Source organism: Nonomuraea sp. NPDC005650 (assembly GCF_040605375.1).
In the GTDB taxonomy this organism is placed as follows: Bacteria; Actinomycetota; Actinomycetes; order Streptosporangiales; family Streptosporangiaceae; genus Nonomuraea.
Genome location: NZ_JBEXCR010000048.1, coordinates 48798 through 73528, shown reverse-complemented (window position 1 = coordinate 73528; position 24731 = coordinate 48798). Strand labels below are relative to the sequence as shown.

Below are 24731 nucleotides of genomic sequence, written 5' to 3'. Positions count from 1 at the left end.
TGGCTCATGCTTGCTGGTCGGGCTGAACGATGAGCGTGTAGTCAACGCCGGTGCGGAAATTGCCGGAGGACCCGCGGATGGTCAGTTTGTGACGGCCGGGCTTCAGAGCTGGGAGGCGCGCCCACACGCCGCAAGCGTAGGACGTGACGGTCCCCTCCTCACCGGTCAGCGGATTGCCGGCCACACCCGTTATGGCGACGTTGTCGTCCTCCAGTCGTTCCGGCGTGATCACCTTGCCGTCAAGGGTCGCCTTGCCCGTCGACGTGGCCATGAACTCCCTGCATTGCTCCTCGGTGCCAACCTGATTCACCAGCGGGAGGACCACCGGTCGTCCCGCAGGTACGTTGCATGTCCGCTGAATGGTGCCGCCGAAGGTCCCGGCGAGAAACCACACATCCTTTGGCTGGTTTCGGTCGCAGAACTCTCCGGTCGTGTCCGTCACGGGGTTGGTGCTCTCGTCTTCTGAGGCTGCCCACGTCCACCAACGTCCCTGGATGCTCTCCGAAACTGCGGCCCTCGGTTTAGAGGACCCGATGCCGTTCGCGTCGCTGCTTTGGACCACCCCGCATCCGGCGGCGATATTGAGGGTCAGCAGAAGTGGAACAGCGGATCTGAGTGACATGCGGAAATCATAGACTCGGCAAACCCTGCTGTGGCTAGCGAATTTAAATGGCTCGGCAGGGCATTTCCTGCCCTGTAAAGCAGGTGTGCCAAAGACGGTAACTCTTTCAGATTTGTGGCTGCTCCGTCAAATCGGCCAAGGTGCGAAGAAACAGTAAGAGACGGTGCGCCGAACACGGGAGGGCTGGGGCGATCGGCCCAGCTATGTGGTGGTGCGAGGGGCGATCTGGGAGATGCGCTGATGGGACAGGCCGAGCACGCTGCCGATGTCGCGGGTGGTCCAGCCCTTGTCGATGAGGGTGCGGACGGCATTGCGGAGGGCATCACGCTCGGCGTGGAGGCGTGCGGCGCGCGCATCGCGGACGTCCGCCGTCACGTGTGCCGCTTCCTCGTCGGCGGGGGTGAAGAAGAAGCCGACAGTGTCGGGGTTGTACTTGAGTAGATCGAATATGGCCGCCATGGCATTGACCGCGGTTTCTCTCCAGGTCGCGCCCCGAACCTGGATGACGTGGCCGCCTGGAAGATTGTCGGCTGTGGCGGTCCAGCGCTTGCCGGTGCGGGCGAGGGTGGCGTGGTAGGTGGTCGTGATCTGGAGTTCGAGTTGATCGGGGTCTTCGGGAATGTCGGGCTGGTCCAAGATCGATTCGCGCCACGCTGCCCCAAGGACGCAGGTGCCGATCGGCGTCTGGATCTCGGCGGGCTTCTCGACCACGCGCTGATCTTCCTGGTCCCCTTTCCGCTCCGAGCAACGGGTGTGGCGCTTCTGAGGCGCTGGCCTTTCAGGGGTTGTTTGTGGGTGGGGTACGAGTTTTCGCCCTCGTCGATGGCATGCGCCCGGTCACCGCGGCTCAGCTCGCGCGTGTGTAGCGCATCAACCGTTTGGTGGATTTTCGGGTCAGCAGCATTCGCCTTCAGCATGACCCGGGAGGTCGATTCGCCCCGGGCTCGGGAAAACGATGCTTGAGCCATGGCAGTCATCGAGGTCACGGACCTGCGCAAGATGTACGCGGACCTGACGGTTCTGGATGGGGTGTCGTTCTCTGTGGAGGAGGGCGAGATCTTCGGCATCCTCGGCCCGAACGGCGCTGGGAAGACCACCACCGTCGAGTGTGTGGAGGGGCTGCGGCGGCCCGACAGCGGGACGGTCAAGGTGCTCGGGCTCGACCCGGTCAAGGACGGGCCCAAGGTGCGGGAGGAGATCGGGGTGCAGCTTCAGCACACACAGCTCCCGGAGAACATCAAGGTGTGGGAGGCGCTCGACCTTTACGCCTCCTTCTACGCCAGGCCGCGCGACTGGCGTGAGCTGCTGGAGGAGTGGGGGCTGGCGGACAAGCGCAACGGCCGGTTCGGGAAGTTGTCCGGTGGGCAGAGGCAGCGGCTGTTCATCGCGCTGGCGCTGGTGGGCAATCCGCGGGTGGCGTTCCTCGACGAGCTGACCACGGGGCTGGATCCGCAGGCTCGCCGTACCACCTGGGAGCTGATCAAGCAGGTCCGGGCGAGCGGCGTGACGGTGGTGCTGGTCAGCCACTTCATGGACGAGGTGGAGGAGCTCTGCGACCGGGTCGCCGTCTTCGACCGCGGCCGGGTCGTCGCGCTCGACACCCCGGCCGGGCTGGTCGACGGGATCGACGCCGAGCACCAGATGCGGTTCACGCTGATGGCGGGGGACATGGTCGAGCTGGGCGGGCTGCCCGGGGTGACCGGCGTGTCCAGGACGGGGGACCGGGTGGTTGTCACTGGGAGCGGCGACTTCGCCACGGCGGTCACGGCGCAGCTCGCCCGCCACCACGTGCTGGTGAGTGACCTGCGCATCGACAAGCGCACCCTTGATGACGCGTTCGTGGCCTTGACCGGCCGCTCGTTCGACTCGACCAAGTGAGACCCGGCCGAGAGTCCGGCCCCTGGTCGAGAGTCCAACCTCCGGCCGAGGGTCCGCCCCCGGCCCCCGGCCGAGAGCCAACCCCCGGCCAAGAGGCTGACCCGGCCCCCGCTAAAGGCCGAGCGTGCAAAGGCCGAGCACGTAGGAGTCCGCCCGTTGAGGTCCGGTCTGTTGAGGTCCGCATGGCTGCGGGCCGCCTGCTGAGGTGCGCACGGCTGATGGCCGTCCGGTTGGTGCTCGGCGCCCTGATGTCCCCCTGCCCCCCGACCACGTACGGAGGAAGATCATGACCAAGCTTGCCATTGTCGAACTGAAGCTGCTGACCCGAGAGCCCGGCGCGATGTTCTCCCTGCTCATCCCCCTGTTCATCATGGTCGTCTTCGGAAGCTCGATCGGCCCCGGTGACACCGTGCTCCTGCCGATGGCGCTGGCGATCGCCGTCGGCCTGGTGGGTCTGTACATGCTGCCCACCACCATGGCCACCTACCGGGAGCGGGGCATCCTGCGCAGGCTCTCCACCACACCGGTACGCCCGGCGAACCTGCTGGTGGTCCAGCTCCTCCTGCAACTCGTCCTCGCGCTCACCGCGTGCGCTCTGCTGGTGACCGTCGCCGGCACCGTGCTCAAAGCCCACCTGCCCGCCCAGGTGCTGCCCGGGGTGCTGGTCTTCGTGTTCGGTACGGCGGCCATGTTCGCCGTCGGCCTGCTCATCGCGGCCCTGGCCAAGAACGGCCGGAGCGCCAACGGGATCGGGGTCCTGCTGTACTTCCCGATGGCCTACCTGGCCGGACTCATCCAGCCCGCGGATCAGATGCCCGGCGTCGTCGCCCGCATCGGCGAGTTCACGCCTCTGGGCGCGTTCCGGCAGAGCCTGCGGGACGTCTGGGACGGCGGCGCTCCCAGCCCGGTCCTGCTCGCCGTGATGGCCGCGTACGCTGTGGTCATCAGCATCGCTGCGGCCAAGTTCTTCCGCTGGGAGTAGTGAGGTATGACCGGGCGGCTCGACCGATGGGAGCGGCTGCTGGAACGCCACATGGCGGCCGCTCCGTACGTCCTGCTCGGCACCTCCACGGTGCTCTCCCTGCTCACAGGCGGCAGGCCGTGGCCCATGCTCGCCCTGGCCGCGCTCGCTGCAGTGTGGATCTGGCTGGTGCCGCGGGGCGTGCTCTACGTGGCCGGGCTGGTGGTGCTGATCGGGGTGCTGTGTACGCAAGGGGTGTGGTTCGCGAGCTTCTTCGGTTTCGCCGGATATCTCCACTCGTGGCAGTACCTGAAGGGGAAGTGGCGGTTCGCCGGGGTGACCGTCACGGCGGCGATCAGCGTCGCGACCTACAACGGCGGTCTGCCCGAGCCCACCCCGACCGGGATCCTGGCCTTCCTGTTCTTCGTCGTCGCCATCGTGGCCCTGGTCGGCCTGTTCAGCTTCGTCGGCGAGGTCACGGCTGAGCGGAGCGCCGAGCGCAAGCGGATGGTGGCGCAGCTCGAAGCCGCCATGCAGGAGAACGCCGGGCTGCACGCCCAGTTGCTGGTCCAGGCCCGCGAGGCAGGCGTTCACGACGAACGGCAGCGCATGGCCGCGGAGATCCACGACACTCTCGCCCAGGGCCTGACCGGCATCATCACCCAGCTCCAGGCGGCGCACCGGGCCGAGGACTGGCGGCGCCACGTGGACAACGCGATGGGGCTGGCGCGGGAGAGCCTGGCCGAGGCCCGGCGTTCCGTGCACGCGGTGGGGCCGGGGCAGCTGGAGGCGGCGCCGCTGCCCGACGCGCTGGAGCAGGTCGTCACCCAGTGGGGGGAGCTCAACGGGGTACGTGCGGATCTCACCGTCACTGGTACGGTCCGTCCCATGCATCCGGAGGTCGAGGAGACGTTGCTCCGCACCGCGCAGGAGGCCCTGGCCAACGCGGCCAAGCACGCCGGCGCGTCCCGGGTCGGGCTGACCCTGTCGTACATGGAGGACCTGGTCACCCTGGACGTGCGGGACGACGGCGCCGGGTTCGACCCCGAGCGGGTCGGTGACGGCGGCGGCTTCGGCCTGACCTCGATGCGCAGGCGGGTGAGCCGCCTGGCGGGCACGCTGGAGATCGAATCCGAGCCCGGCCTCGGCACCGCGATCTCCGCGAGCGTCCCGGCGGTGGCCCGTGGGTGAGGGTCCGATTCGGTTGCTGATCGCCGATGATCATCCCATCGTGCGCGACGGCATCCGCGGCATGTTCGCCGGCGACCCCGACTTCGAGGTGCTCGGCGAGGCCGGAGACGGCGTCCAGGCCGTCGAGCTCGCGCGGGCGCTGACCCCCGACGTGATCCTCATGGACCTCCGCATGCCCAGGATGGACGGCGTCGCGGCGATCAAGGAGCTCGCCAGGCTGGGCATCGCGGCCCGCGTCCTCGTGCTCACCACCTACGACACCGACAGGGACGTCCTGCCCGCCATCGAGGCCGGAGCCACCGGCTACCTCCTCAAGGACACCGGCCGCGACGAGCTCGTCCGCGCGGTCCGTACGGCGGCGCGGGGCGAGGCCGTGCTCTCCCCATCGGTCGCCACCCGGCTCCTCGGTCAGGTTCGCGCGCCAGCCGACCCGCTGAGCGCCCGGGAGCTGGAGGTGCTGCAGCTCATCGCCGACGGCGCCACCAACCGCGAGGTCGCCACGCGCCTGTTCATCAGCGAGGCCACGGTGAAGAGCCACGTGCTGCACATCTACACGAAGCTCGGCGTCAACGACCGGGCGGCCGCGGTCGCCACCGCGTTCCGGCGCGGCCTGCTCACCCTGGAGAACGGCTGACGAGCACAGGAGTGGCAAACCGCATCCGCGAGAGAGCGCTCTCTTGACAATCGGCGTGATGTTGCCGGATGGTTTCCGTAAAGCTACGTCCAGTGGATCCGATGAGGTAATCCGTATGGTCCGCAGCACCCCCCGTTTCAGAGCGTTAGTCGCCGTCGGCGCCGTTCTCACCGCGCTGCTCGCCCCCATGACGGGCACCGCCAACGCCGCCCCCGCCCCAGGACCGCTGGTCTGGTCCGACGAGTTCAACGGAGCCGCCGGCAGTGCCGTCGACCAGTCGAAGTGGCGCTTCGACCTGGGCGGCAGCGGCTGGGGCAACAACGAGCAGCAGTACTACACCAACAGCACCCGCAACGCCGCCATGGACGGCGCCGGCAACCTGGTCATCACCGCCCGCCGCGAGAACCCGGCCAACTACCAGTGCCACTACGGCACCTGCCAGTACACCTCCGCCCGCCTGCTCACCGCCGCGACCTTCACCAGGGCCTACGGGCGGTTCGAGGCACGCATGAAACTGCCGCGCGGCCAGGGCATCTGGCCGGCCTTCTGGATGCTCGGCAACGACATCGGATCGGTCGGCTGGCCCAACAGCGGCGAGATCGACATCATGGAGAACATCGGCCGCGAGCCCAGCACCGTGCACGGCACCATTCACGGCCCCGGCTACTCCGGCTCCGGAGGCATCGGCGCGGGCTACTCGATCGGCGGCGCGTTCGCCGACGCGTTCCACACCTTCGCCGTCGACTGGTCCCCGAACCTGATCATCTGGTACGTCGACGGCGTCGAGTACCAGCGCCGGACGCCAGCTGACCTCGGCGGCAACCGATGGGTCTTCGACCACCCGTTCTTCATGATCATGAACGTGGCGGTCGGCGGCTACTGGCCCGGCTACCCCGACGGCACCACGACCTTCCCGCAGACCATGTCGGTCGACTACGTCCGCGTCTACGCCTCGCCCACGAGCGGGTCCGGCGGCCAGATCACCGGCATCGGCGGCAAGTGCGTCGACGTGGCCGGCGCCGCCACCGCCAACGGCACCGCCGTCCAGCTCTACGACTGCAACGGCACCTCCGCCCAGAGCTGGACGTGGAACGGCGACGGCTCGGTACGCGCGCTCGGCAAGTGCATGGACGTCACCGGCGCCGCCACCGCCAACGGCACCAAGGTGCAGCTGTACGACTGCAACGGCACCGGCGCCCAGCAATGGACCTACGACTCCGGCACCCGCCGGATCGTCAATCCCCAGTCCGGCAGATGCCTCGACGCGACCGACGCCAGCTCGGCCAACGGCACCCGGCTGCAGATCTGGGACTGCGCGGGCAGCGCCAACCAGCAGTGGACACGCGCGTAGACAGTAGGGAGAAGGGCTCCTTCCGGCACTCGGAAGGAGCCCTTTCATAAATGCCGGAATTACGAGAACGCGCTCTCTCGATGCGCTGGTGACCCGGTACGGGCGGGTGGCGCCGCTAGGCGGAAATGCCGGGCACTCCCTAGTCTGGTCCTCCCTGGAAGGAGGGGAGGGAACCGGTGGAGCTCCGGGAGATCGAGATCCTTCTGACGCTGGCCGAGGAACTGCATTTCGGCCGGGCCTCCGAGCGGATGTACCTGTCCCAGTCGCGAGTGAGCCAGACCATCCGCGTCATGGAGACGCGCGTGGGCGGCCGGCTGACCCCGCTGTACCCGCCGCTGACCCCGGCGGGACGCCCGATCACCCGCCGCCACCCGTACGATCTCGGAGAACTCGGGGCCGCCCGCGGCGAGATCGTCCATCCGACGGGGGCCTCGCTCTCCGACTACTACACGCATCCGGGGGTGTCGGTGATCCCGTTGCGCGGGCTGCCGCCGCTGGGGAGCGCGCTGGTGTGGGCGGCCGAGCGGGAGACGGCGGCGGTCCGCGCGTTCGCCGAGGTGCCCGGGCGGCTCAGCGGCGCCTCCAGCGCCTGGCCGGCCACGGGCTCGCCCAGCTGAAGGACCAGCCAGATCCGCGTACGGTCGCGCAGCACCGCCGGATCGGCCAGCGGGTCGCCGTCCACCACGACCAGGTCCGCGAGCTTGCCGGGCTCGACGGTGCCCAGCTCGTCCAGCCCGAGGGCGCGGGCCGCCGTGGCGGTCGCCGCGACCAGCGTCTCGGCGGGGCTCATCCCGTGCCGGACCATGCGCACGACCTCGACGGCGGCCTCGGAGAACGGCTGCCAGTCGTGGCCGAGCGCGATCGGCACGCCGGCCGCGCGGGCCGCCGCGAGCGTACGGCCCGCCTCGGCCAGGTTGTGCTCGGCGAGCTCCACCAACGGCGGCGCCCACGCCGCATGAGAGCCGTCCTCGGACAGGCCCGCGACGCCGTAGTAGCACGACAGCGTCGGCACCAGGATCTGCCCGGACGCGGCCATCATGTCCAGGAGGTCGGGACGCCGGTGGAGGTACATGCCGTGCTCGACGGTGTCCACGCCGTGCCTGATCGACAGCTCCGTGCCGGGCAGGCCCTCCGCGTGCGCCGCCACCCGGTACCCGAGCCGGTGCGCCTCGTCCACCAGCGCCGCCATCTCCTCCGCGGTCACCTGCGCGGGCCGCGGGTCCTCCAGCTCGACCGAGCGCGCCCCGGTGGACATGATCTTGATGAAGTCGGCGCCCCGCCGTACCTGCTCGCGCACGGCCTTGCGCATCTCGTCCGGGCCGTCCGCCTCCCGGTACATCCCGTCGAAGAACCGGCCGCCGGGCGCGGTGGCCGACACGATCCGGCCGCAGGTCAGCAACCGCGGCCCGCGGAAGGCCCCGTACCGCATCGCCTGCCTCGCCGAGACCACCGCGTCGCCGTACGAGCCGACGTCGCGCAGCGTCGTGAACCCCATCCGCAACGTCTCCCGCAACCGCGCGGCCAGGAAGTGCGCGGTCACGTCCGGCCACAGCGGTTCGGCCCCCTCGGCCGGCGCGGGCGGCGTCGCGAACACGTGCGCGTGGGCGTCGATCAACCCGGGCAGGACGGTACGGCCCGCCACGTCGACGACCTCCGCCCCGTCGGGCACACCGTCGCCCGCCCGCCCGACCAGCCTGACCACCCCGTCCTCGACGAGGATCGCGGTGGCCGGCCGGACGGGGCCGCCGGTCCCGTCGAACAGCCGGGCGTTCGTCAGCCAGACACGGCCGGGGCGGCAAGGGGGATCTGAGAGCCTCATGCCCTTCATCGTGGGCCGACGCCGGCGCCGGAACAACGGCGGACCGCTCACCCCATCCATGAGCCAGACTCATCGACGGCATGCGGAGATAGCCTTTGTCCGCCTCCTGCGCGGCGTGGCCACCGCCGCGCCGCAGCCCTGGGAACTCGCGGGGCAGCTCGGGAGGAACCTCGTAGAGGTGCTGGTCATGGCCGTGCTGTTGAGCCGGTTCCAGATCCGCGCGCGGCGCGAGGCCGTGGGATTCGGACTCCTGGTGGTGTTCATCCTCTCCACCTGGCGCCCCGCGACCTCCTGAGATCCGGGGCCGCCGAAGCGGCCCCGGATCGCGCGGTCACTGGCTCGTGCAGACGGATCCGTTGAGGGTGAAGACGGCGGGCAGGACGTTCGGGCCGGAGTAGTTGCCGACGAAGCCGACCGTGGCGGTGGCCCCCGAGGCGAGCGCGCCGTTGCCCGCCTCGTTGACGACCTTCACGTCCGACCCGGTCTGCGTCCAGACGCCGCCCCAGCCGCTGCCCAGGCTCTGCCAGCTCCTGGGCCAGGCGAAGTTCAGGGTCCAGCCGTTGACCGGCGCGCCGTTGTTGGTGATGTCGATGGCGCCGACGTAGCCGCTGGCCCAGTCGGTGGTGACGCTCAGCCGTACCGAGCAGGAGCTGGAGGCAGGTGTGCCGGTCGTGAACGTCAGCGGCGGGGAGGCCCACGACAGGCCGCCGCCGCTGTCACGGGCGATCACGTTGACCGTGTAGCGGGTGCCCGGCTTGAGGTTGGCCACGGTGAGCGAGGTGCCGGAGGTCTCGCCGAGCTGCTCGCTGACGGCCCCGTTCTGGCGGTGGAGCTCGTACTTGGCGATGGGCCGCGCGCCGGGGGAGGCGCCGGACCAGGAGATCGTGGCGGTCCTGTCCGTCACCTGCGTGGCCGACGGCTGGCCGGGGGCGCCGGGCAGGCCCGTCTGCGGGGACGCGGGGTGCAGGACGAGGGTGGTCAGGGACAGCGGCGGCAGCGTCTGGGCGGTCGCGGTCCCGGTGGCCGACGTGGTGATGCCGGTCGCGCCGTTGGTGTGGGTCAGCACGGTGGGGGCGCCGGCCGCGGGGGTGTAGCCGGAGTAGTCGATCGCGACGGGGTACGACGTGTCGTTCGAGGTGTTGATCAGCATGACCGCCAGGTCCCCGTTGGGCCGGCGGGCGGCGTGCGCGACGACCTTGGCCTGGTCGGTCGCGGCCCGGACGAACTGGTCGCCAGGCCGGGCGAACCTGCTCACCATCTGCAGCGCGTAGTACGGGGCGAAGGGCGTGTTGAGGGCCGGTTCGCAGACGCTGTTGTCGGAGGTGCACGTGCCGCTCGACAGCAGGCCGAAGTCGCCGTAGTCGGTGTGCCCCTCGACCTGGGTGACGGTGCCGATGCCGTTGTGGACGTTCCACCAGTCGACCGTGAACACCCCGTTGGCCAGCAGCGTCGCGTACGCGTCGGCGGCGGCCAGCGCGCCGGGCTGGGTGTTGGTGCCATTGCTGCTGGACCCGGTGTTGAACTCGGTCATCGCGATGCCGATCCGCTCCGAGCCGGGCCCCACGTACTTGGCGAGCTGCTGGCGGGTGAGCTGGATCATGTCGGTCACGTGGCCGGCCCTGTCGAGGGCGCCGGGGTACCAGTGCACGATCACGAAGTCGATCTTCGATCCGGCGTTCGAGAGGACGACCTTGTTCCAGGTGCCGCTGTCGCCGTCGGCGGTGATGGCGTCGGGCCAGTTGGCGGCCGTGGTCAGCACCGCGCCGATCTTGATGGTCGGGTCGACCGCCTTCATCGCGTCCGCGTAGGCCACGACGTTGCGGGCGTACTCGGCCGGGCTCTTGTCGGCGTGGTTGTCGGCCTCCCAGGCGGAGCCGTAGTGGCCGTTGCCGTAGTTCTCGTTGCCGATCTCCCAGTACTTGATGCCGTAGCCCTTGGTGACGTTGGCCTGGCGGACCCAGGCCGCGGCCTCCTCGGCGGTGCCGGTGCCGTAGTTGGCGGTCACCATGGCCTGCGCCCCGGTACGGCGCACGCCGCGCATGAACGTGTCGAAGTCCGTGTTGGGCGCCACGTAGCCGCCGGGGGCGGTGTGGTCGGCCCAGTGGTAGATGTCGGAGTACGACCCGCCGGGATAGCGCAGCATCTTCACACCGGCGTCCTTGAGCCGGTCGGCGGTGTCGTCGGTCCCGAGATTGGTGTCCCAGATCGCATGGTTGGAGCCGATGCCGGTTCCGGGAACGGTGGCGAGAGCGGCGCGCGCGTTGACGGTCACCGCTACCGGGGTGACGTCGTCGGCGTACGCCGCGGGGGCGTTGAGTGCGGTCAGCGTCAGCAGGAGGGCGGACGCGGCTCGTAACAGCGTGCTGGGCATCGGCGTACCTCGCCATGGATAGCGGAATTCACTCGACGCCTCCTCCTGACCAGGAGGCATCATGATCATGAGGTCCGCCGCCGCGCCCGTCAAAAAACGCTGAAACTTTCATGGCGACCTGCGCCGCGCCCGCCCGCACCTCGGACCGCTTCTTCGAGGTGTACGCGGACGCGGCCATCCGGGAGATCATCTAGTTGTACTTGTACAACCTCGTGGCGACCCGCCGGTTGTGGTTGAAGAGCGAGGCACGGTACATGCTGACGGCGAGGTCCCCGTGCTCGGCCTTGCCGCAGGTGTTCGTCCCTGCCAGCTGGTGGATCTCGAATCGCGCGGTCGGGTCCCCGGCGATGAAGTATTCGGCGCGGGCCTGATACTGGTCGGCGCTCGTGTCGCAGGCGAAGACGACCGTATTCCGCTCGTTGAAGCACAGGGTGGCGGCGCCCTTAGTGGAGGTGCACGCCTTGGACCGGGACCGCGCGACGGCCGGGGTGACCCGCGTTTCCCGCTTTATCGGATATTTCGTGACGCTGCGGACGGTCTTCCATCGCCCGACCCGCACCCGGTGGTTGCCCTCGTAAACCGCCGCCCGGAACGTCACGATCTTCCCGATCTCTCGGTTGCCCCGGACCTCGCCCTTACGTCCCAGGTTGTGGATGACGTACTTGGTGCCCAGGTAACCGTTGAGGTAGTACTCCACGGTGGCGTGGCGCTCGTCGTTCGCCGTGTCCTCGATCGTGATGCCCGGACGGTCGCTCCCGTCCGGCCCCACGCAGGCCTCCGCGCCCTTGATCCGTAGGCACTCGGGCTCCGCCGCGGCGGGCGCGGACACCGGCGTGGACACGGCCACCGCCGGAACGGCCGGCCGGGGCTCCGCCCTGGGCGCGGGCTCCGTCTTCGCCGCGGCCCCGTCAGCGCTGAACACGGTGGCCGCCACCGCGACCACCGCTATGAATGTACGACCTAACGCCACTCCAACCTCACCAGCCTCCCGAGTCACGCGCGCTTTGTCTGGGTGTGACGCGAAAGATGCGGGAAAGGTTCCGGGTTGCGAACGTTCAGTCGCCGTTCACTGACGATCGGGTCCTGGACGTCAGCGTGGCCAGCGTGAGGAGCAGCGCGCTCTGGGCGAGCATGCCGGGGGCGAGCGGCGGCGCCTGGCCGACCGACTTGGTGAGCGCGTACCACCACTGGGTGAGCGGGGAGAGGGCGTCCCACGTGGGGTCGGCCGCGCCCGCGCCGTGGTTGACGGACACGTGCATGAAGACGCCGTACGCCGAGGCGAGCAGCACGACGACCGCGATCACCCGTACCGCCGTGACCGCCCGGGCGGAGTCGCGCAGGGCGAGCAGCACGAGCGCGGACCCCAGCAGCGCCAGGGCCACCCACGGGATCAGCTGCACCGGGCTCTGCCAGTGGCGCTCGAAGGCGAGCTCGAGCGCGGCGCCCAGGATGCCGATCGCGACGAGCGCCAGGAGGCCGAGACGCACCACCGCAGGACCCGTCGAGCGGGCAGCGGGCTTCACCGAGGTCGAGGTCATGCGGGACCACCGTCCGATACGAGCGAGGGGGGAATGTCCGTTCTGCTTAACGTTCTCCGGGATCCCTCAGAGCTTCCTGTGCGGATTCTGAAGATCTCGTGAGAATGACCGCCTCGAACACCTGCGCCAGCTCCGCCGCGTCCTCCCCGGCGTGATGCGTGTGCGGCAGCCCTTCGAGCCCCAGCCGCCGCTTGATGGTCCGCTTGCCCGACTGGGACCACTCGCAGCCGGTCTGCCCCATCCAGTAGCTCCGCAGGTCGACGCCCGAGCCGGTCACCCCGAACGGGTTCTTGCCGGTGAAGCGCACGAAATACCAGTGCACGAACATCCCGTCCCACACCGCGGGCGCGGCGAGGAACACCGGGCGGCCGACCTTCCGCAGGCCGTCGACCCAGCGGGCGGCCGCCGCCATGGCCACCTCGGGCGCGGGCGCCTCGCGCAGCAGCCGGTCGCGATCCAGCCCCGAGACGGCCAGCGCCTCGGGCACGAAGTCGTCGGAGATCGGCCGCAGCTCCGTGTAGAAGGTCAGATCGGGCCGCTCTGCGACGGCCATCCCCAGGGAGATCATGCTGTACGGGCCCGGGATCGGCCCGTCGGCCTCCACGTCCACCGCGACGTACATCTCAGGAAGTCGGGACACGGCTGAAAGGGTAGCTGCACGACATCTGCACCACATCCGCACACCCGGCTGGTGGATCCGGCGGGGCCGCACGCGGTGTGCTCGAAGAGCAGCCTAGTGGGGGAGGCGTCGCGTATGGACGAGCCGATCGTGGATCCCGCCGCCTCCCGGCGGGAGCGGTGGCGGATCTTCGGTGTCCGGGCGCTGCTGCTCGGCCGCCGGGACCCCGCGCCGCCGCGGTGGATGAGACGACTGTTCGCCGCCGCGGCGGGGGTCACGGGGCTGAGCGGGGCGCTGTTCGCCGTCGGGGCCCTGCGGACCGACCACGAGTCGGCGGCGATGGCGGGCCTGGTGGTCTTCCTCGTCACCCTGTTCTACATCGGCCTCTCCCTGCCCGAGCCGGAGCGGAAAGGCGGCGAGCGGCACGTCTGTCCCACCGAGCTGGACTCCCCGGCCCTCACCCTGCTGGCCCGGGCCAGACAGGCGGTCATGGAGGTGACCGGCTCCCGGGTGAACCGCCTGGGGCTGCTCGACACCGTCGCCAACGACGTCGTGCTCCCCGAGCGGATGTGGCACATCGCCCGCCTCCTGCGTACGCAGACGGAGCTGCGGGCCGAGCAGGCCGAGGCGCGGGCGGAGATGATGACGCCCGAGCTGGCCGCCGTGCTCGAACCCCAGCGGGAGGCCCTGCGGCGATCCGTGGCGGCGGTCACCGAGCGGGTGTGGGAGCTGGAGGTCTACGCCGGCCGCGTCAAGGCGGCCGACTCGGCCCTGCGCGCCCAGGAGCTGCAGCAGAGCAACGACAGGTATCGGGACCTGCTGGCGCAGACCGGCGACGCCGAGGGGCTGCGCGACCTGACCGAGCAGGCGGACACGCTGGCCAGGAGCCTGCGCGAGGCGGTCGAGGCGGGCCAGACGCTGGCGTCAGAAATCGCGCCACTCGTCGAACCATGACCCGGCCTCGCCCGCGGGCACGCCCGCCCGCGTCGCCAGCGCCACGAACGCGTCGCCCGCCTCCTCCCGCCGCAACGTGTCGATCAGCCCGTGCCGGCCGTCGAGGTCGTTGAGCCTGTCGACGAACTCCCGCAGCGTCTGCCTGGCGTCGGCCACCCCGCCCGGATCGTCGGCGCTCAGCCGCCCGATGGCCTCGGAGGCCACGGTGTACGCCCGGCACGCCGCCGCCCCCGCCCGCCGGTCGTCGTCGACCCAGTTACGCAGCGGATTGTCGATGTTGGCGGCCAGCCACTTGTCCGACTTGGCCCCACGCAGCCGGACCTCTACCGACGAGCCCCGGTAGCGCTGCTTGATGGGCCCGCTCTGGCTGCTCCTGAGCGAGGCGACGCCGAGGTGCCGCAGGGCTCCGCCGGGCGGGGGCAGCATCGACGCCTCGACCCCGTACGCGTCGATCAGCTCCAGCGTGTGCAGCCTGGGGAACGCGGCCGTGCCGGTGAGCCCGCCGTGCGGGCGCAGCCACTGGATCCGCAGCGACTCCAGCTCGGCGAGCCCGTCCAGCGCCATGAGCGGCACGTCGCCGGCCACCTCCAACGCCACCTCGCGCACCCCGCTCAGCCCGGCGGGGACGCCGGAGCGGGTCGTCAGGCGGATCCACCGCCCGCCGGCGGCGGCCGTGACGAGCTCGGGCGGCGGCCCGTCCGCGCCCAGGCGCAGGCGGGTCAGGGTGGGCGGCAGGACGAGCCGGCGCGGCGAGCCCTCGGCGAACGTCAGCTCGTTGAGGTGCGTCCCGCCCAGATCGACCTCTTCGGGCGGGCCGGCCCAGTGCAGGGCGGTGACGATCGGCCGGGACGACAGCGCGGCGGCGAGCCCGCGGTCGGGCCCGGCCCAGGTCAGCGAGGTCACCCGGGGGAGCGCGTCCAGCCCGGCCCAGCGCACCTCGCCGTGGAGCTCCCGCAGGTCGAGCCCGGAGACCATGGCGGGCCTGCGGATGCGCCGGGCGCCGAAGTCGGCCTCGATCTGCCCGGGAGCGGCGTTCTTGTAGGCGGCCTTGACCTCGTCGGGCACCCGCAGGTCCCACTGCCGCTGGAGGACGACCTGGACGCTCAGGGCGGGCCACCCGCCGTACGCGCTGGTCGAGCGCAGCATGCCGGCGCCCACCGGAAACCGCCCGAGCCAGACGAAACCGGGAGGCAGCGGGGCGGAGGCGTCGACGGACAGGATCTGGGGCACGCCCTCCCAGCTGTGGTGATCGATGATCAGCGGGCCGGCCCCGCGCAGGTCGTCGAGCGCGGGCACCGCGTCGGAGTGCCAGTCGAACACGCACACCGTCAGCTCGTCGCCCGCCGCCGTCACCTGGCACGCGCCGAACCCGCCGAGCGGCAGCGGCATGGCCACGACGTCACCGATCTCCAGCATGCCCGGCAGGGTAGCAACAGCCGGCGACAACCCCGTGGAAAAGATTTCCCCCACAGGGGATCATTGCCGCATGGACCTACTCGCGGCCATCGCGGCGATCCTCGCCCTCGTGCTCAACGGCCTCATGGCAGGGGTCTACTTCGCGTTCTCCACGTCGGTGATGCCGGCCCTCGACGCCGTCGAGAAGGACCAGGCGGAAGCCGTCATGCGCAGCGTCAACCGGAAGATCCTCAATCCGGCGTTCCTGTCCACGTTCACGCTGGCGCCGCTCATCGCGCTGGTCGCCGGGATCCTGCTGTTCGTGGCCGGGCCCGGCAGCCTGCCGGGCATCCTGGCCGTCGCGGCCGCCCTGGTCGCCTTCTTCGGCTCGATCGTGGTGACGAGCGTGGTCAACGTGCCGCTGAACAACGCGATCGACGCGGGCGAGCTCGACTGGGCCGGCTACTCGCCGCGCTGGACCCGCTTCAACCACGTGCGCGGCTGGGCCTGCGCGCTCGCCGTCGCCCTCCTGGGCGCCGCGCTCTACGTCTGGGAGTGATCCGGCTTGTGCCGCTGGTAGTAACGGGCGACGCGGATCCGGTTGCCGCAGAGCGTCGGTGAGCACCAGCGGCGGCGGGGGTGGGCCGGGAGGAAGAGCAGCCGGCAGTCGGGGGCCTCGCACGAGCGCACCTTGCCCACGCCGGGGTCCGTCAGCAGGTCCACGGCCGCCTCGGCGAGCTGCGTGAGGAGGTGGCTCACAACCGCGCCGTCCCGCCGCGTGACGCTCGCAAAGACGACTCCCCGGGGCTCCAGCTGAGGGTACGGCGGGGCGAGCCGCAGGGCGTCGTTGATCGCCGCGATCGAGGCGGGCGGCGCGGGCACGGCCTGGCGGGCGGCGTCCAGGGCCGCCTCCACGTGGCCGCGCAGCCGGCGGACGGCGGCCAGGTCGGCGGCCGGGAAGGGGGCGTCCGGCAGGGTGAGGCGGTCGGACTGCCTGGCCAGCCAGTCGTTGAAGTCGGCGGCCCGGGCCAGGGCGTCGTGGTCACGGGTCCGCGTGTTGACCAGGTCCAGGGCCAGGGGCTCACCTGTCAGCAGCTCCATGCCGCTAATGCTACAACCAGGCGTTGACCCATTAGATCATCCGACCGGCCCTCGCCACCTCTGGCTACGCCGGCATCGCCCGCCCGCGCTGGTGCTCTGGGGGCGGGGAGACGCGATCTTCCTCGAACCGGGCGCCCACGCGTAGGTGATCGCGGGCTTCCTGGAAAGGACGACCATGGGAAAGGCGACCACGTGACGAAAGCCCCACGGTTGCCCGTGGGGCCCGACGAGCGTGAAGGAGGATCCAGCGCGGGCGCCGGCCCTCGTCACGTCAACCAGGAACGGCTATCGACGGCCGGGAGGACGGTCGTCGTCGTCGTCTCCGGCGCCATAGTCATCGGCGTAATCGGCATAGCGATCCGCCAGCTCATCGTTGAGGTCGTCGGCGTCGTCATTGCTGCTGGAGTCTCCGACCCCGAGTTCATCGCGAAGACGGTCAAGATCCGTGCCACCGCTGTTGTACTTCAGCTGGCGAGCAACCTTGACCTGCTTGGCCTTTGCTCGGCCGCGCCCCATTGGCTCGACCCCCTCGTGTGGGGTCGTCCCCGACCCCTCGTCGCTAACGCACCACACACTGACGCCGCTTCTCTTTGGGCGTCAGCCTATCGTTCGCCTATTACCGTACCTGTTTTGTGCCCAGCTCGGTACGCCGTATGGGCGTGGGGCGTCAGTGGCCCAGCCAAATGGCCCGAATACGCCCGACTTCCGACATTCTGCGCTCGGCTAGCCTATCCGCTGCGACGGCGGGAGGAACGCCCTCATCGGCAGCGATTCGGAAGATCTTCAGAGTCGTGTCGTAGATCTGGGCGGCCTTCGCCCTGGCTCGTTCCATGTCGAAGCCCTCGATCTCATCCGCGACCTGGATCACCCCTCCCGAATTGACGACATAGTCGGGCGCGTAGAGGATGCCGCGCTCGGCGAGCTGCTTCTCGACCCCCGGGTGGGCGAGCTGGTTGTTGGCCCCGCCGCAGACGATCTTCGCCCGGAGCCTGGCGACCGTCGCGTCGTCGAGCGCGCCGCCCAGTGCGCACGGCGCGAACACGTCGATGTCGGATCCGGACAGCTCGGTCGCGTCGGCCACCACGTCGACCTCCGGGTGGCGCAGGCGCACGCGGTCGACGGCCTTGGGGTCGACGTCGCAGATCACGACCTCGGCGCCGTCCTCGCGCAGGAGATCGACCAGGCGGTGGCCCACCTTGCCGACCCCTTCGACGCCGACGCGCTTACCGTGCAGCGACGGCGTTCCGTACACGCGCTCGGCCGAGGCCCGCATGCCCTGGAACACGCCGAACGCCGTGAGGATGGACGAATCCCCCGCCCCGCCGTGGGCCGGTGAGCGGCCGGTCACGAAGCGGGACTCGCGGGCGATGACGTCCATGTCCGCGCTGTAGGTGCCCACGTCGCAGGCCGTGATGTAGCGCCCGCCGAGCGACTGCACGAACCTCCCGTACGCGCGCAGCAGCGCCTCGTTCTTGTCCTGCGCCGGGTCGCCGATGATGACGGCCTTGCCGCCGCCCAGGTCGAGGCCGGCCAGAGCGTTCTTGTAGGACATGCCCTTGGAGAGGTTGAGCACGTCGGCCAGGGCCGCGCTCTCGCTCTCGTACGGATAGAAGCGGGTGCCTCCCAGCCCAGGGCCCAGGGCCGTGTTGTGGATGGCGATGATGGCACGCAGGCCGCTCTGCTCGTCGGCGCAGAACACGACCTGCTCGTGGACGTCCTTTTGGGACGAGCCGAAGACGTCGGTCACGGTAGTGACTCCCTGTCCGGTCCGCCGCACCTTTGCGGCGGAGATCACCTCACAGCGTAGTAAGCCCCACAACGGTGCACGCAGGTTCGCTTCATGACACGATGCCTCCGTGCTGCCCTATGCCGCCTACCTCCGCGTCTATGAGCCACTGACCGCGTTCGCCGAACCCGAGCGCAAGGTGTGGGCCGACTACGCCGACTCACGTGATCGCCCGCGCCGCGCGAACGCGCTCAATGCGGAGCACGGCGAGTCGGTCATGCGCCTTCTCGGCATGCCCCCTCAACCCGTTCCCGCCCAGGAGAGCCCCAACGCCTATCTGCGGCGTGTTGAGGACCGGCTGTACGTCTGCCCCTGGCAGACCCGTTTGCGTTCGTGGCTGGCGTTCTCAAGGCTGCGTGGCAGCACTCCTGTGAAGATGATGGACCGCCTGGTGCCCAAGGCGATCGCCGACCAGGTGGCCGACGACTTCGACCGTTACAAACGGCAGGGCGGTTCGTCCGCGTTGCGTACGCACATTCGCACCACGGCGTGGCATGTGCCGCCATCGTGGTTCGTGCCGTTTGATGGAAACGAGCGCTGGCTGGTGCTCGGCTCCGCCAACCCGGGACAGGACGTGACGACCGCTACCGGACGCAACCTCATCTACGTCACCTCCATGGCACAGGCCAGGAGGCGGGCGGCCAGGGCGCTCAACGTGCTGCGCAGGCATCTGGGCGACGTGTCCGCCAACTTCGACGTGGAGGACGTCGCCAGGTGGCTGGAGGAGTTCCACCCGCACTCGCTGGTCGAGCTCGACTACGGCGGCCTCGTCCACCTCATGGACGACGACGCGTTGCAGGCGGATCAGTCCGTCGCCGAGCTGTCGGCAGCTCTGACGGGCCTGGACACGGGTCAAGAAGAACTTGCCTACGCCATGTACCAGAGGGTGATCCTCCGGTGGAAGTCAATGCAACAGCTGGAATCTGCCAACTGAGGCTCAATGCGACCGTCTGACCTGCATGAGTAGGTCACGTCTCACGGCTGCTCTCTTCTGCGAACTGAGTAGTTTGCCGTTTTCACTGCGATACCACGAACCGTGTCGCTAGAATCACCGAGCGTGACATCGCCACGGGGGCGGGCAGTTGGGTCAAAGAAGGGCTCGCCAATCGCTCTGCGTGGCGGTATGGTCACATCGGGTGATGCCGCATATGGCTCAGAAAAGCCGCACGCTCTGTGCCATAGGGGGACATCCGTGACACGCGCAAAGGCAGTCACAGGATCGCTAAGCCGGTCCACACGGAGGAGAGGCCGCACAAATGTCAGCTCGTACACCCGAGGCCGAGCCACTGCTCACGCCCGCTGAGGTCGCGACCATGTTCAGGGTCGACCCCAAGACCGTTACGCGGTGGGCCAAGGCGGGTAAGTTGACGTCGATTCGCACCCTCGGCGGTCATCGGCGTTACCGGGAGACCGAGGTCCGGGCACTGCTCGCGGGCATTCCGCAGCAGCGCTCGGAGTAAGTGAGGGTCGTCACGGATCCTCAGGGGGGTTGGGGGTGAGCCAGGCCGACGGCCTGGTCCACCGCTGTGACGACAAAACGTCGCATGGGAGAGTTGGCGCCGCCCGCCCGGCGCCATCCTTCCGGGCTTACCGATCCGGGCTAACTGAATCGTTCCAGCAGCCTGGCCACGTCGCCGTCGTAGGCGGCGGCCACGCGCAGCAGCGCGCCCATGTGGTCGACGAGCATCTTTTCCAGCGTCGGTCGCTCTATGTCACGATGCTCCAGCCAGTCGAGGCCGGCCGTCTCCACGGAGGCGATCCACGACCGCAGGGTCGAGCGCAGCACCGGGCTGGCCTCCTCGACGCGCATCTGTTTCAGGATCTGGCGGAAGAGCCGCTGGCGTACGCCGTCGACGATCTCGCCGACCTCGCCCGCCCTGTTGGCGGGCCCCCCGCGCAGCAACGCGGCGAACCCGGCCGCGTGCTCCTCGACGAAGTCGAAGTAGCGCTTGAGCCCTGAGGCCAGCTCTTCGACCGGCCGGCCGCCCTCATGGGGGCGAAGCCGGGACTCCAACTGCTCCGCCGCGCTCTTCAGCGCGGCCACGTAGAGCTCCTGCTTGCCGCCGAAATAGTGGTAGACGAGGGCCCGCGAAGCGCCCGCCGCCGAGGCCACGTCGTCGATCGAGACGTCTTCCGCGTCACGGGTGCTGAACAGCTCGAGCGCGGCCGCCATCAGCTCCTCGCGACGCCGGTCGACGCTGAGCCTGCGCCGCGCCGGCCGCGCCGTCTCGGCTGGCTTCCCGGGTGTCACCCCTGCACAGTAGCCGACGCCGTGCCGCCCGTTCCCCGGGTCGGCCGACCACGATTCCCTGAGCGAAAGAGTGAGAAGGCCGTACCCTGCGGCGAACTCGATCGTTTGGTCAGACAGGTGCCCATATCCGCATCGCGGGGGAGACACATGTCAGGACCGCCCGTCAACACTTCCACCATCACCGAGCTCAGAGAGGTAGACACGCTGCCTCGGCCCAGACCGACAATCCGCAACGTCGCCGAACGAGCCGGCGTCTCGAAATCGCTGGTCTCTCTCGTGCTGCGCGGATCCCCGCACGTGAGCGAGCACCGGCGCCAGGCCGTGCTGCAGGCCGCCCGCGAACTCGGCTACCGGCCGAACGCGGTCGCGCGGAGCCTGGTCGAAGGCCGTACGCATCTCGTCGGCGCGCTCGTCGCCGACCTGCACAATCCGTTCTACGCGGAGTTCCTCGACGGTCTGCAGGAGAGCCTGCACGGCGACGGCCTGCGCATGCTCATCGGGAACAGCCAGTGGGACCCGGCGTTCGAGGACGAGGCCGTCGAGGCCTTCCTCGAACTCAGGGTGGACGGGCTGATCCTGCTGGGCATCGCGCCGACCAGCGAGACGCTGATCGAGGCCACCGCCTACACCCCGACCGTCGTCGTAGGGGAACGTGACATCGAGCTCGACGGAGTCGACATCGTGGTCGACGACGACCAGCTCGGCGCTCGCCTGGCCATCGATCACCTGGTCGAGCTGGGCCACAAGCGCATCGCGCACATCGAGGGCCGGCGCTCCTCGCGCTGCGAGGGCTACCTCGTGGCCATGCGCAGGCACTCGCTGGCGCCGTACATCATGGTCGAGGCCGCGGACTCGACCGAGGAGGGCGGCAGGGAGGCGGCGATGGCGCTGCTCACCCGCGACCCCAGGCCCACGGCGATCTTCGCCGCCAATGACGTGGTCGCGCTCGGCGTGCTCTCAGCCGCGAGCGAGCTGGGCCTGCGAGTCCCGCAAGACCTTTCGGTGGTCGGTTACGACAACACGCACCTGTCGGCCTCCCACCACATCTCGCTCACCTCGGTCGACCAGCCCCGCCGCACCATGGGAAGGTCGGCGGCGGCGCTGCTGAGCGACCGGATCGGGGACCCCGCCAAGGTCTCGCGCCTGCGCGAGATCCGCCCCGAGCTGATCGTGCGACGTAGCACGGGTCCGGCCTAAGACGAATGAGAAATCTGCAAAGCCGGCCGCCGCTGTGGCGAGAATCGCGCGCACGACAGTAGGGCGGCGGTCTGCTGGAGCAGGTTTCTTGTTCGCAAAGCCCCAAGGCTGGGTCAAGCCGCGCGGAGAAGCGGCCGCGCGGCTGTTTACTCGTCAGGGTCATGCTAATTGTGGCCGGATTCGGTCCGGTCACGGTCTGATCCGGGGGAACAGTCATGCGTGATCCGGAACTAGTGTCTTGCGCCCAGCGCGCGGCGGCCGAGCTCGAGCGCGCCTGGGGCCACTGGCGGGCGGGGAGGGGGCGGGGCGTCGACGGCACCGCGGAGTCGGTCGCCAGTTACGTCGCCCACTCCCTCGACCACCCGTGGGGCCGGCCCCGCGTCGTCCTCGGGCTCGACGCCGAGGACGCGCGGGAGCTGGCCGCCCTGCTGGAGCGCCAGGAGGTCGGCGAGCGCGTCTGGTGAGGGCCTTAGGACGTACGACTCCCCTCCACCCGCCGTGGTCGGCATAAGACGGGCTTGAGCTCCGGGTTTGCCGTAAGTTGGATCCCATGCGTGCTCTGCCAGCCTCAGTCCTCGCCGTTTGCGGCCTGATCGCCTCCGCGTGTGGCGGCACCGGCACCGGTGACGCCGCGGCAGGTCAGGCCGCTCCCGCGACCAGCGCGGAGCAGACCGCCACGGAGCGGACTCCCGTCCAGGAGCAGACCGCCGCGGAGCCGACTCCCGCCACGGAGCAGACTCCCGCCAAGCAGTCCCCGCTCGACGACAAGCCGCTCGAGGGCAAGGTCGTCGTGATCGACCCGGGCCACAACGGCGGCAACTACCGTGACCCCAAGGCCGTCAACCGCATGGTCAACGTGCTGACCAAGTGGAAGCCCTGCGACACGACGGGCACCGCGACCAACAACGGCTACAGCGAGGCCGCCTTCGCCTGGGACGTCTCCAAGCGGCTCGTCAAGATCCTCGAAGCCCGCGGGGCCACGGTCAAGCTGACCAGGGAGAGCAACGACGGCGTGGGCCCGTGCATCACCGAACGGGCCGCGATCGGCAACAAGGCTCACGCCAACGTCGCGATCTCCATCCACGGCGACGGCTCGGCCCCCGCCAACCACGGTTTCCACGTCATCATGCCGAAGAAGATCAACGGCCCCGTGGACAAGGTCGTGGCCGCGTCGAGCAGGCTCGGCATCGACGTGCGCAACGCGTTCGCCAAGGGCACGGGCCTGCCGTACTCCACCTATGTCGGTCGCGACGCGCTCGACTACCGCAGCGACCTCGGCGGCCTCAACCTGTCGACGGTGCCGAAGATCCTCATCGAGTGCGGCAACATGCGCAACGCCGCCGAGGCGGCCAAGTTCCAGGACCCGCGTTTCCGGCAGAAGATCGCGGTGGCGCTGGCGAACGGATTGCAGCACTATCTCAAAGCATGATTCCTCGCCCAGAGCTGCTCAGCGATCTTTCCGGTTCCTTCCAGCTGACCTCGGGCGCGACCGTGTCCGGCGACCTGGTGGACGCCGTGCGCCTCGCGCTCCCGCTGCTCGACCTGCGGCCCGGCGACGCGGGTGAGATAGACGTCCGGCGGGATCCGGCGCTCGGTGAGGAGGCGTACCGGCTGACGGTCGGCTCGCGGGGCGTCGAGATCGTGGCCGGCGGGCGGGCGGGGGCGTTCTACGCGGCGCAGTCGCTGCACCAGCTGCTGCCGGCCGCCTCCTATCGGTTCTCCGGCGGGGCCTCGTGGTCCGTTCCAGGGGTGCGGATCGAGGACGCGCCGCGGTTCGCCTGGCGCGGGCTGCACCTGGACGTGGCGCGGCACTTCTTCCCCAAGCGGGAGATCCTCCGCCTGCTCGACCTGATGGCGATGCACAAGCTCAACCGCCTCCACCTGCACCTGGTGGACGACCAGGGATGGCGGGTGGAGAGCAGGGCGTACCCGCTGCTGCACGAGGTCTCCTCGCACCGGCCGCGCACGGCGACCAACTTCTGGCGGGAGCCGGACACGTACGACGACCTGCCGCACGGGGGCTACTACACGCTCGACGACCTGGCCGAGATCGGCGCGTACGCCCGCTCGCGGTGCGTCACGATCGTCCCCGAGATCGACGTGCCCGGTCACGCGTCGGCGATCCTGGCGGCCTACCCGGCGCTCGGGGCCACCGGGGAGCCTTACGACGTGCTCGACCGGTGGGGCATCTCCTCCGCGATCCTGTCGCCGCTGCCGCCGACCGTCGAGTTCCTGACCACGATCTTCGACGAGCTGATCGGGGCGCTGGGGGAGACCCCGTACGTGCACATCGGCGGCGACGAGGTCGTGCTGGACCATTGGGGCGAGTCCCCGGAGATCATCGCGTACCGCGACTCGCTCGGGCTGGCCACCTCCAACGAGCTGCAGGCGTGGTTCCTGCGGCGGCTCGCGGACGCGCTGGCCGAGCGGGGCGCGCGGGCCGTGGTGTGGGACGAGGCGTTCGTCAGCGGCGGGCTGCGGGAGGACACCGTGGTGATGCCGTGGCGCGGCATGGGGGTGGGCCGCCGGGCGGCGGCGGCCGGGCACGACGTGGTGGCGACCCCGGTGTTCCCGCTGTACTTCGACTGGGCGGAGGCGGCCTCGGCGGACGAGCCCATGGCCATCGGCGACGCCATCACCGTCTCGGACGTGGCCGCCTTCGAGCCCGCGCCGGCCTCCTGGACGGAGGAGGAGCGCGCCCGGGTCCTGGGGGCCCAGGCACAGCTCTGGAGCGAGCGGGTGCCCGACGCCCGCATGGTCGACTACCGGCTGTGGCCGCGGGCGTGCGCGCTGGCGGAGGTCGCGTGGGCCGGTCCCGCAGATGGCTCCACGGGCGGCTCCACGGGCGGCTCCGCGGACAGCTTCACGGGCGGCTTCGCGGGACGGCTGGAGGAGCATCTGGGGCGGCTGGACGCGCTCGGGGTGGAGTACCGCCCGCCGGCGGGGCCGCACCCGTGGCAGCGGCGGCGCCCGCACCGGCCGGGCGTGTTGCGTGTCCACGAGGCGATGGGCCACATCGAGAGCATGACGCACGACGCGGAGTCGACCCGCCCCAGCGTGTGA

The 24731-nt window shown here is 70.0% G+C and carries 26 protein-coding genes and 1 pseudogene; 15 read left to right on the top strand and 12 right to left on the bottom strand.

Translation table 11 applies throughout. From position 1 onward, the window contains the following. Window positions 1-4: 4 nt before the first annotated feature. Together ABZS69_RS53765 and ABZS69_RS53760 are read right to left on the bottom strand one after the other, a co-directional pair. The gene (locus tag ABZS69_RS53765; protein ID WP_355388834.1) at window positions 5-622 is read right to left on the bottom strand and encodes a signal protein; all 618 of its coding nucleotides are present in this window, start codon (window positions 620-622) and stop codon (window positions 5-7) included. A gap of 201 nt (window positions 623-823) precedes the next feature. Beyond that, window positions 824-1333, bottom strand: a complete 510-nt coding sequence (locus tag ABZS69_RS53760; RefSeq protein WP_355388832.1) for a hypothetical protein — start codon at window positions 1331-1333, stop codon at window positions 824-826. 255 nt (window positions 1334-1588) lie between these two features. Here ABZS69_RS53760 and ABZS69_RS53755 point away from each other — a divergent pair, with 255 nt between their 5' ends. The 6 genes from ABZS69_RS53755 (at window position 1589) to ABZS69_RS53730 (ending at window position 7254) form a co-directional block, all read left to right on the top strand. Beyond that, a complete protein-coding gene (locus ABZS69_RS53755) occupies window positions 1589-2500 on the top strand; it encodes an ABC transporter ATP-binding protein (RefSeq protein WP_355388830.1) in 912 nt (303 codons plus the stop codon). Between the two features lie 286 nt (window positions 2501-2786). Beyond that, window positions 2787-3482 (top strand): ABC transporter permease, encoded by a 696-nt coding sequence (locus ABZS69_RS53750; RefSeq protein ID WP_355388828.1) that lies wholly within the window; start codon window positions 2787-2789, stop codon window positions 3480-3482. A 6-nt stretch (window positions 3483-3488) separates the two neighbouring features. Then, entirely contained in the window at window positions 3489-4652 is a 1164-nt protein-coding gene (locus tag ABZS69_RS53745) for a sensor histidine kinase (RefSeq protein ID WP_355388827.1), read from the top strand. Further along, window positions 4645-5286, top strand: a complete 642-nt coding sequence (locus ABZS69_RS53740; protein ID WP_355388825.1) for a response regulator transcription factor — start codon at window positions 4645-4647, stop codon at window positions 5284-5286. The genes ABZS69_RS53745 and ABZS69_RS53740 overlap by 8 nt, the downstream gene beginning before the upstream one ends. A 115-nt stretch (window positions 5287-5401) precedes the next feature. After that, complete coding sequence (locus ABZS69_RS53735; protein WP_355388823.1) at window positions 5402-6637, top strand: family 16 glycosylhydrolase; 1236 nt, start codon at window positions 5402-5404, stop codon at window positions 6635-6637. Window positions 6638-6813: 176 nt separating this feature from the next. Continuing rightward, window positions 6814-7254: a LysR family transcriptional regulator gene (locus ABZS69_RS53730; protein ID WP_355388821.1), complete on the top strand. Its 441-nt coding sequence runs from the start codon at window positions 6814-6816 to the stop codon at window positions 7252-7254. 32 nt (window positions 7255-7286) lie between these two features. Here ABZS69_RS53730 and ABZS69_RS53725 read toward each other — a convergent pair. After that, a pseudogene (locus ABZS69_RS53725) lies at window positions 7287-8456 on the bottom strand (amidohydrolase family protein); the annotation flags it as partial. Here ABZS69_RS53725 and ABZS69_RS53720 point away from each other — a divergent pair. Further along, window positions 8455-8751, top strand: coding sequence for a hypothetical protein (locus tag ABZS69_RS53720; protein ID WP_355388819.1), 297 nt, complete (start codon window positions 8455-8457; stop codon window positions 8749-8751). The pseudogene ABZS69_RS53725 and the gene ABZS69_RS53720 sit on opposite strands and share 2 nt — an antisense overlap. Window positions 8752-8787: 36 nt before the next feature. Here ABZS69_RS53720 and ABZS69_RS53715 read toward each other — a convergent pair whose 3' ends face one another. From ABZS69_RS53715 to ABZS69_RS53700, 4 genes are all read right to left on the bottom strand, one after another. Then, a complete protein-coding gene (locus ABZS69_RS53715; RefSeq protein ID WP_355388817.1) occupies window positions 8788-10827 on the bottom strand; it encodes a cellulose binding domain-containing protein in 2040 nt (679 codons plus the stop codon). Window positions 10828-11017: 190 nt separating this feature from the next. Then, entirely contained in the window at window positions 11018-11770 is a 753-nt protein-coding gene (locus ABZS69_RS53710) for a hypothetical protein (RefSeq protein ID WP_355388815.1), read from the bottom strand. A 112-nt stretch (window positions 11771-11882) separates the two neighbouring features. Further along, window positions 11883-12365: a hypothetical protein gene (locus ABZS69_RS53705; protein WP_355388813.1), complete on the bottom strand. Its 483-nt coding sequence runs from the start codon at window positions 12363-12365 to the stop codon at window positions 11883-11885. A gap of 46 nt (window positions 12366-12411) precedes the next feature. Beyond that, the gene (locus tag ABZS69_RS53700) at window positions 12412-13005 is read right to left on the bottom strand and encodes an exonuclease (RefSeq protein WP_355388811.1); all 594 of its coding nucleotides are present in this window, start codon (window positions 13003-13005) and stop codon (window positions 12412-12414) included. Window positions 13006-13119: 114 nt separating this feature from the next. Here ABZS69_RS53700 and ABZS69_RS53695 point away from each other — a divergent pair, with 114 nt between their 5' ends. Further along, window positions 13120-13938 carry a hypothetical protein gene (locus tag ABZS69_RS53695; RefSeq protein ID WP_355388809.1) on the top strand — a complete coding sequence of 273 codons (819 nt, stop codon included), beginning with the start codon at window positions 13120-13122 and terminating at the stop codon, window positions 13936-13938. Here the strand turns inward: ABZS69_RS53695 and ABZS69_RS53690 are convergent. After that, complete coding sequence (locus ABZS69_RS53690; protein ID WP_355388807.1) at window positions 13909-15354, bottom strand: hypothetical protein; 1446 nt, start codon at window positions 15352-15354, stop codon at window positions 13909-13911. The genes ABZS69_RS53695 and ABZS69_RS53690 overlap by 30 nt on opposite strands. A gap of 70 nt (window positions 15355-15424) precedes the next feature. Between ABZS69_RS53690 and ABZS69_RS53685 the strand changes: the two genes are divergently transcribed. Beyond that, window positions 15425-15892 carry an anthrone oxygenase family protein gene (locus ABZS69_RS53685; RefSeq protein ID WP_355388804.1) on the top strand — a complete coding sequence of 156 codons (468 nt, stop codon included), beginning with the start codon at window positions 15425-15427 and terminating at the stop codon, window positions 15890-15892. Here the strand turns inward: ABZS69_RS53685 and ABZS69_RS53680 are convergent. The 3 genes from ABZS69_RS53680 to ABZS69_RS53670 form a co-directional block, all read right to left on the bottom strand. Continuing rightward, the gene (locus ABZS69_RS53680) at window positions 15877-16434 is read right to left on the bottom strand and encodes an ABATE domain-containing protein (RefSeq protein WP_355388802.1); all 558 of its coding nucleotides are present in this window, start codon (window positions 16432-16434) and stop codon (window positions 15877-15879) included. The genes ABZS69_RS53685 and ABZS69_RS53680 overlap by 16 nt on opposite strands. A gap of 285 nt (window positions 16435-16719) precedes the next feature. Then, entirely contained in the window at window positions 16720-16950 is a 231-nt protein-coding gene (locus ABZS69_RS53675; RefSeq protein WP_355388800.1) for a DUF3073 domain-containing protein, read from the bottom strand. A gap of 151 nt (window positions 16951-17101) precedes the next feature. Further along, window positions 17102-18181, bottom strand: coding sequence for a Glu/Leu/Phe/Val dehydrogenase (locus ABZS69_RS53670; protein WP_355388798.1), 1080 nt, complete (start codon window positions 18179-18181; stop codon window positions 17102-17104). 109 nt (window positions 18182-18290) lie between these two features. Here ABZS69_RS53670 and ABZS69_RS53665 point away from each other — a divergent pair, with 109 nt between their 5' ends. Both ABZS69_RS53665 and bldC read left to right on the top strand, forming a co-directional pair. Beyond that, the gene (locus tag ABZS69_RS53665; RefSeq protein ID WP_355388796.1) at window positions 18291-19154 is read left to right on the top strand and encodes a hypothetical protein; all 864 of its coding nucleotides are present in this window, start codon (window positions 18291-18293) and stop codon (window positions 19152-19154) included. 322 nt (window positions 19155-19476) lie between these two features. Beyond that, on the top strand, window positions 19477-19680 hold the full coding sequence (bldC, locus tag ABZS69_RS53660) for a developmental transcriptional regulator BldC (RefSeq protein WP_013133571.1): 204 nt from the start codon (window positions 19477-19479) through the stop codon (window positions 19678-19680). Window positions 19681-19820: 140 nt separating this feature from the next. Here the strand turns inward: bldC and ABZS69_RS53655 are convergent, their stop codons facing one another. After that, window positions 19821-20471 carry a TetR/AcrR family transcriptional regulator gene (locus tag ABZS69_RS53655; RefSeq protein ID WP_355388794.1) on the bottom strand — a complete coding sequence of 217 codons (651 nt, stop codon included), beginning with the start codon at window positions 20469-20471 and terminating at the stop codon, window positions 19821-19823. Between the two features lie 147 nt (window positions 20472-20618). On the opposite strand from ABZS69_RS53655, the gene ABZS69_RS53650 reads away from it, so the two are divergent. The 4 genes from ABZS69_RS53650 (at window position 20619) to ABZS69_RS53635 (ending at window position 24731) form a co-directional block, all read left to right on the top strand. Beyond that, the gene (locus ABZS69_RS53650) at window positions 20619-21668 is read left to right on the top strand and encodes a LacI family DNA-binding transcriptional regulator (RefSeq protein WP_355388792.1); all 1050 of its coding nucleotides are present in this window, start codon (window positions 20619-20621) and stop codon (window positions 21666-21668) included. Between the two features lie 215 nt (window positions 21669-21883). Further along, window positions 21884-22132, top strand: coding sequence for a hypothetical protein (locus ABZS69_RS53645; RefSeq protein WP_355388790.1), 249 nt, complete (start codon window positions 21884-21886; stop codon window positions 22130-22132). A gap of 86 nt (window positions 22133-22218) precedes the next feature. After that, window positions 22219-23097 (top strand): N-acetylmuramoyl-L-alanine amidase, encoded by an 879-nt coding sequence (locus ABZS69_RS53640; RefSeq protein WP_355388788.1) that lies wholly within the window; start codon window positions 22219-22221, stop codon window positions 23095-23097. Beyond that, entirely contained in the window at window positions 23094-24731 is a 1638-nt protein-coding gene (locus ABZS69_RS53635; RefSeq protein WP_355388786.1) for a beta-N-acetylhexosaminidase, read from the top strand. Before ABZS69_RS53640 ends, ABZS69_RS53635 begins: the two co-directional genes overlap by 4 nt.

Excerpts from the sequence above, each read along its gene's own strand:
- ABZS69_RS53650 (WP_355388792.1), top strand. The coding sequence starts at position 20,619 with ATGTCAGGACCGCCCGTCAACACTTCCACCATCACCGAGCTCAGAGAG.
- ABZS69_RS53745 (WP_355388827.1), top strand. The coding sequence starts at position 3,489 with ATGACCGGGCGGCTCGACCGATGGGAGCGGCTGCTGGAACGCCACATG.
- ABZS69_RS53685 (WP_355388804.1), top strand. The coding sequence starts at position 15,425 with ATGGACCTACTCGCGGCCATCGCGGCGATCCTCGCCCTCGTGCTCAAC.
- ABZS69_RS53680 (WP_355388802.1), bottom strand. The coding sequence starts at position 16,434 with ATGGAGCTGCTGACAGGTGAGCCCCTGGCCCTGGACCTGGTCAACACG.
- ABZS69_RS53750 (WP_355388828.1), top strand. The coding sequence starts at position 2,787 with ATGACCAAGCTTGCCATTGTCGAACTGAAGCTGCTGACCCGAGAGCCC.
- ABZS69_RS53690 (WP_355388807.1), bottom strand. The coding sequence starts at position 15,354 with ATGCTGGAGATCGGTGACGTCGTGGCCATGCCGCTGCCGCTCGGCGGG.
- ABZS69_RS53695 (WP_355388809.1), top strand. The coding sequence starts at position 13,120 with ATGGACGAGCCGATCGTGGATCCCGCCGCCTCCCGGCGGGAGCGGTGG.
- ABZS69_RS53705 (WP_355388813.1), bottom strand. The coding sequence starts at position 12,365 with ATGACCTCGACCTCGGTGAAGCCCGCTGCCCGCTCGACGGGTCCTGCG.
- bldC (WP_013133571.1), top strand. The coding sequence starts at position 19,477 with ATGTCAGCTCGTACACCCGAGGCCGAGCCACTGCTCACGCCCGCTGAG.
- ABZS69_RS53640 (WP_355388788.1), top strand. The coding sequence starts at position 22,219 with ATGCGTGCTCTGCCAGCCTCAGTCCTCGCCGTTTGCGGCCTGATCGCC.
- ABZS69_RS53755 (WP_355388830.1), top strand. The coding sequence starts at position 1,589 with ATGGCAGTCATCGAGGTCACGGACCTGCGCAAGATGTACGCGGACCTG.
- ABZS69_RS53735 (WP_355388823.1), top strand. The coding sequence starts at position 5,402 with ATGGTCCGCAGCACCCCCCGTTTCAGAGCGTTAGTCGCCGTCGGCGCC.
- ABZS69_RS53765 (WP_355388834.1), bottom strand. The coding sequence starts at position 622 with ATGTCACTCAGATCCGCTGTTCCACTTCTGCTGACCCTCAATATCGCC.
- ABZS69_RS53715 (WP_355388817.1), bottom strand. The coding sequence starts at position 10,827 with ATGCCCAGCACGCTGTTACGAGCCGCGTCCGCCCTCCTGCTGACGCTG.
- ABZS69_RS53635 (WP_355388786.1), top strand. The coding sequence starts at position 23,094 with ATGATTCCTCGCCCAGAGCTGCTCAGCGATCTTTCCGGTTCCTTCCAG.
- ABZS69_RS53645 (WP_355388790.1), top strand. The coding sequence starts at position 21,884 with ATGCGTGATCCGGAACTAGTGTCTTGCGCCCAGCGCGCGGCGGCCGAG.
- ABZS69_RS53675 (WP_355388800.1), bottom strand. The coding sequence starts at position 16,950 with ATGGGGCGCGGCCGAGCAAAGGCCAAGCAGGTCAAGGTTGCTCGCCAG.
- ABZS69_RS53720 (WP_355388819.1), top strand. The coding sequence starts at position 8,455 with ATGCCCTTCATCGTGGGCCGACGCCGGCGCCGGAACAACGGCGGACCG.